This is a genomic window from Streptomyces phytophilus (assembly GCF_013870535.1).
Taxonomy (GTDB): Bacteria; Actinomycetota; Actinomycetes; order Streptomycetales; family Streptomycetaceae; genus Streptomyces; species Streptomyces phytophilus.
Map to the genome: position 1 here is coordinate 1 of NZ_JACBXC010001479.1, position 1358 is coordinate 1358.

General features: G+C 77.0%; 3 protein-coding genes. 2 read left to right on the forward strand and 1 reads right to left on the reverse strand.

Annotated elements, in window-relative coordinates:
* Positions 1 to 186, forward strand: a 186-nt coding sequence (locus tag H5J30_RS33525) for a helix-turn-helix domain-containing protein (RefSeq protein ID WP_181791519.1), incomplete at its 5' end; no start/stop codon positions are given.
* Between the two features lie 48 nt (positions 187 to 234).
* Here H5J30_RS33525 and H5J30_RS33530 read toward each other — a convergent pair.
* Entirely contained in the window at positions 235 to 885 is a 651-nt protein-coding gene (locus H5J30_RS33530) for an NAD(P)-dependent oxidoreductase (protein WP_181791521.1), read from the reverse strand.
* A 111-nt stretch (positions 886 to 996) separates the two neighbouring features.
* On the opposite strand from H5J30_RS33530, the gene H5J30_RS33535 reads away from it, so the two are divergent.
* A partial coding sequence (locus tag H5J30_RS33535) for a winged helix-turn-helix transcriptional regulator (RefSeq protein ID WP_181791523.1) occupies positions 997 to 1358 on the forward strand: 362 nt, incomplete at its 3' end.

A 1358-nucleotide genomic window follows, 5' to 3' on the forward strand; every position in this document is an offset into this window, starting at 1 on the left:
CAGTGGCTGCTCCAGGAGCGGGTCCGGCTGGCGCAGGAGCTGCTGGAGACCACGGACGTGCCGGTGGAGGCGGTCGCGCGGCGCGCGGGGCTGGGGAGCGCGGCGAACCTGCGGCACCAGTTCGCCCGGCAGACCGGGGTGTCGCCGCGGACGTACCGGCACGTGTTCCGCGACCGGGCACGGTGAGCGGGGCGAGAGGACGGGAGCGGGCCCCGCGGGGGCGGCCTGCGGCCGTCAGCGGGCCTCGGTCACCGCCAGGTGCGTACGGCTGTGGCGCGGCGACTCCGCCTCGTCCAGCAGGGCGACCGCGAAGTCCGGGTACGAGATGCGCTCCCCGGGGTCGCCGTGGGGGTGCACGCGGTAGCCGTGGTCCGTGCGGCCGGCGCCGTGGTCGAAGTCGCCCGCCGGGCTGACGTAGAGCCAGTCCAGCTCCGGCGGCGCCGAACGGAGGACCTCCAGGCCCGCCGCGTGGGCCTCGCAGAAGGGGCGGAACTCCGCCGGGAACGCCGGATCGTCGAGGAGCCGGCGGCCCGTCGCGTCCGGCAGCAGCGACGCCAGCCCGACGAGCACCAGCCGCGGCACCCCCGCCCGGGGGAGCCCGGCCACCAGCGCCTTCGCCGAGCCGCGGAAGAAGGCGTCCGGGTCCGTGCCCTCCCCGTACACCGCCGCCGCGGCGATCGCGGCGGTGCAGCCGGCGGCCGCGGCCGCCACCCCGTCGGCGTCCGCCGCGTCGCCGGCCACGAGCCGTACGCCCTCGCCTCCGACGCCCGCGTGCTTCACCGGGTCCCGTACGACGGCCACCACCTCGTGCCCGCGCCGCCGCGCCTCCGCCACCGCCCGGCGACCGGCCCTGCCACCCGCCCCGAACACCACGATCCTGCCCATCCGCTGCCTCCCGGTCATCGGCCACCGCCGGCCGTCCGTCGTCGTGCGCCGCACGCTAACCGGGCCCGCGGTTTCCTCCGGGATACCGGGAACGCCGCCTACGCTGGCGGGATGAGCGAGCCGCTGCGCCCCGACATGTTCGACGAGCTGTGCCCGTCGTCGGTCCTGCCGTTCCGCTTCGGCGACAAGTGGGCCGGCCTGATCCTCGTGTGCCTGGAGGACGGACCGCGGCGCTACTCCGAACTCCGCGTCCCGCTGCGGCGGGTGACGCCCAAGATGATGACGCGCTCGCTGCGGTCCCTGGAGCGCGACGGGCTGGTGGCGCGGACGGTGTACGAGGGACTGCCGCAGCGGGTGGAGTACGCGCTGACGCCGCTGGGGCGGAGCATGCTGGAGCCGCTGCGCGCGGCGTGCGCGTGGGCGGCGGAGCACTGGGACGAACTGCTCGACGCCCGCGAGGCGTACGAGCGGCG